The organism is Sulfurimonas sp., from assembly GCF_023228785.1.
GTDB lineage: Bacteria > Campylobacterota > Campylobacteria > Campylobacterales > Sulfurimonadaceae > Sulfurimonas.
In genome coordinates this window covers 1-3,366 of record NZ_JALOAN010000076.1, presented here as the reverse complement: position 1 = coordinate 3,366, position 3,366 = coordinate 1, and the positions used below count along the sequence as shown (strand labels likewise).

Sequence of the window (3,366 nt, the reverse complement as noted above, 5' to 3'; positions counted from 1 at the left end):
CTAACAGCATTAGAAATTGGTATGAGATTTATCCTCAACTTAGTATCTTTTTCAGCGAAATTGTGTCAAAATACACTAAGTAATTTAGAGATAGAAGGTGGGTTTACACAGTTTATTTTACACTCTCTTCTACTTGTTTATTTCTTATCTCTGTCTTTTTTTTGATAAGCTCATCTTCTAAAGTCTTTTGAATAGCCTCTTGTTTTAACTTATCTTTTTCTCTAATACGCTTTATTTTATCTTCTTGTCTCTCTTTTTTTATAAGCAAAGTATTTTTTTTCTTTGTATTTTTTTCTTTTAGTTTTTCATCTTCGTCTAAAAACTTTTGTATAACACCCTCTTCCTCTATATCCTCAGAGTGTGCAAAATAAAACTCTAAAATCTCATCTTTATACTTTTGTATATCTATAAGACCAGAGTTTATTATATTACTCCAAAGTAGCGTGTTTTTTTGCTCTATAGAGTTTGTATACATACCTTGAGCCTGTCTAAAAAACATATCATTTATTTTTGATAATTCTCTTAGAGTTTTAAGATACTCTTTTTTATCTATCTCTTGTGTGCCAATCTCGATGCTAAAACCCATCTCTTTAGCTGTATAAACACGCTTTACATACTCATCTATCTTGCTCTCATATTCTCTAAATTCTGATATTTTTTTTAATTCTTCAATCATTTGTACATTGTCATATATTACATCACCTAAAGCTGAGTAAATCTTAGGATTTGCACAAAGAAGTGTTGCTAAAAGAAGCAAAAGAAGGGTCTTTATCATAAAACTTCCATAAAATAAATTTTTTCGTATTATATCAGAATAAAAATGATAGAATTCTCAGATGACAAAGATACTTAAACAAGAACTAATTATATTCACAGCCTTACTTACATTTCTGATACTTATAATGCATCCTGATATGCTTAGTGATCCTACAGTTAGACTCGCAGCTATGCAACATAAGTCAAACTATATACATCCGCTTCTATATACTTTTTTTGTATATCTAATTCTATTTTTTCTTAGAGCAATTATCTCTTTGGTTACGAAGTTTTTTAAAATAGATAAATAATAAACGAATTAAATTTTAAAGAATATTTTAATGATAGATTTAGTGTAGATTCAAAGAGCCAAGAGAGGCTCTTTGAGAAGAAATATTATCCATTTCTCTTTTTCTGAATTTCTTCAGAAACATTTTTTGGAACTTCAGCATAGTGATGAAACTCCATAGAATATGTAGCTCTACCTTGAGTAGCAGAACGTAGATCTGTTGAGTAGCCAAACATTTCGGATAGTGGCACATAAGCATCAACAATTTTGTTACCTGAACGGTCACTCATGTTGTTTATTTGTCCACGACGACGGTTAAGGTCACCGATAACATCACCCATATAATCTTCTGGGACTTCTACTTCAACTTTCATAAGAGGCTCTAAAATAGCAGGTCTTGCTTTTCTACAACCCTCTTTAAATGCCATTGAACCAGCAAGTTTAAATGCCATCTCATTCGAGTCAACATCATGGTATGAACCATCATAAAGAGTAATGTCCATATCTTCCATTGGGTATCCAGCTAGAACACCGTTTGACATTGTCTCAGCACAACCCTTCTCAACTGCTGGGATAAATTCTTTTGGAATAGCCCCACCCTTGATATCATTGTGAAAAACAAAACCAGTACCAGCTTCGCCCGGCTTGATTCTAAGATAAACGTGACCAAATGCACCACGACCACCTGATTGTTTAGCATATTTGTGCTCTTGAGTTACTTCATCTTTGATAGTCTCACGGTAAGAAACCTGCGGAGCACCAACTTCAGCATCAACTTTAAATTCTCTTTTCATTCTATCTACAAGAATCTCTAGGTGAAGTTCACCCATTCCTGAAATAATAGTCTGTCCAGTTTCATCATCAGTGTGAACTTTAAAAGATGGATCTTCAGCAGCTAGTTTACCTAATGCTATACCCATTTTTTCTTGGTCGGCTTTAGTTTTTGGTTCAACTGCTACAGAGATAACAGGCTCTGGGAAGTCCATTCTCTCTAAAACAACCATACCGCTAGCATCACAAAGAGTATCTCCCGTAGTAGTTGACTTTAATCCAACAACTGCGCCGATTTCTCCTGCATAGATAGTCTTAACATCTTCACGCTTAACAGCATGCATTTTCATGATACGGCCAATACGCTCTTTTTTATCTTTTGTAGAGTTGTGAACATAAGATCCAGAGTCAAGTGAACCACGATAAACACGAATAAAAGTTAACTGTCCAACGAATGGATCTGTCATGATTTTAAACGCTAAAGCTGCAAATGGGCCATCATCAACTGAGTCAACAAAAATTTCTTTAGTCTCATCATCCATCATAGTTCCATTAATTGCTGGAGCTTCTACTGGGGATGGTAAGTAAGAAACAATTGCATCAAGAAGAGTTTGAACACCCTTGTTTTTAAATGCAGTACCTGGAAGCATTGGAACGATAGCCATTCCGATAGTTGCAGCTTTTATAGCAGCTCTTATCTCATCTTCACTAATCTCTTCACCATCTAAAAATTTTTCAGCAAAATCTTCATTGCCGTCAACTTCTGAAAGTGTTTCTAACATTTTTTCTCTATACTCTTCAGCTATTTCTTTAAGAGCAGGACGAATTTCATTAACATCATACATAGATCCAAGAGCTGCATCTTTTGCCCAAGTCATCTCTGTCATAGTAACTAAATCTACAACACCCTCAAAGTCTTCTTCAGCACCAATTGGTAGCTGAATAGGCATTGGGTTACCTTTTAATCTCTCGATAATCTGTTTTTCAACTTCAAAAAAATCAGCACCAGTTCTATCCATTTTGTTTACAAAAACAATAGATGGAACTTTATAACGATTTCTTTGTCTCCATACAGTCTCAGACTGAGGTTGAACTCCGCCAACTGCACAAAAAACTGATACAGCTCCATCAAGAACACGCATAGATCTCTCAACTTCAATAGTAAAGTCAACGTGGCCCGGAGTGTCAATGATGTTTATCTGTTTTCCAGCCCACTCACATGTAGTAGCTGCAGAAGTAATTGTAATACCTCTTTCTTGTTCTTGCTCCATCCAGTCCATAGTTGCAGAACCTTCATGAGTTTCACCCATTTTGTGCTCTACACCAGTATAGAAAAGAATTCTTTCTGTTGTTGTTGTTTTACCCGCATCAATGTGTGCAGCAATACCAATATTTCTTACGTCGTTTAAGTCATGTGATCTCGACATCTTTTATCCTATTACCAACGGTAATGAGCAAACGCTTTGTTTGCTTCAGCCATTTTGTAAGTATCTTCTTTTTTCTTAAATGCGTTACCTTTATCAGTAGCAGCATCCATTAACTCATTTGCC

The 3,366-nt window shown here is 35.0% G+C and carries 3 protein-coding genes and 1 pseudogene; 1 reads left to right on the top strand and 3 read right to left on the bottom strand.

Annotation, left to right across the window (positions count from 1 at the left end):
* Positions 1-112 precede the first annotated feature (112 nt).
* Positions 113-775 (bottom strand): hypothetical protein, encoded by a 663-nt coding sequence (locus tag M0Q24_RS11545; RefSeq protein ID WP_295050808.1) that lies wholly within the window; start codon positions 773-775, stop codon positions 113-115.
* 61 nt (positions 776-836) lie between these two features.
* On the opposite strand from M0Q24_RS11545, the gene M0Q24_RS11540 reads away from it, so the two are divergent.
* A complete protein-coding gene (locus M0Q24_RS11540) occupies positions 837-1,067 on the top strand; it encodes a hypothetical protein (RefSeq protein ID WP_295050806.1) in 231 nt (76 codons plus the stop codon).
* Between the two features lie 85 nt (positions 1,068-1,152).
* On the opposite strand, the gene fusA is transcribed toward M0Q24_RS11540, so the two are convergent.
* Together fusA and M0Q24_RS11530 are read right to left on the bottom strand one after the other, a co-directional pair.
* The gene (gene fusA, locus M0Q24_RS11535) at positions 1,153-3,243 is read right to left on the bottom strand and encodes an elongation factor G (protein ID WP_295050804.1); all 2,091 of its coding nucleotides are present in this window, start codon (positions 3,241-3,243) and stop codon (positions 1,153-1,155) included.
* 11 nt (positions 3,244-3,254) lie between these two features.
* Positions 3,255-3,366: pseudogene (locus M0Q24_RS11530) on the bottom strand (30S ribosomal protein S7); the annotation flags it as partial.

What these genes read in the sequence shown, in the direction of transcription:
- M0Q24_RS11545 (WP_295050808.1), bottom strand. Translation starts at nt 775, where the DNA reads ATGATAAAGACCCTTCTTTTGCTTCTTTTAGCAACACTTCTTTGTGCA.
- M0Q24_RS11540 (WP_295050806.1), top strand. Translation starts at nt 837, where the DNA reads ATGACAAAGATACTTAAACAAGAACTAATTATATTCACAGCCTTACTT.
- fusA (WP_295050804.1), bottom strand. Translation starts at nt 3,243, where the DNA reads ATGTCGAGATCACATGACTTAAACGACGTAAGAAATATTGGTATTGCT.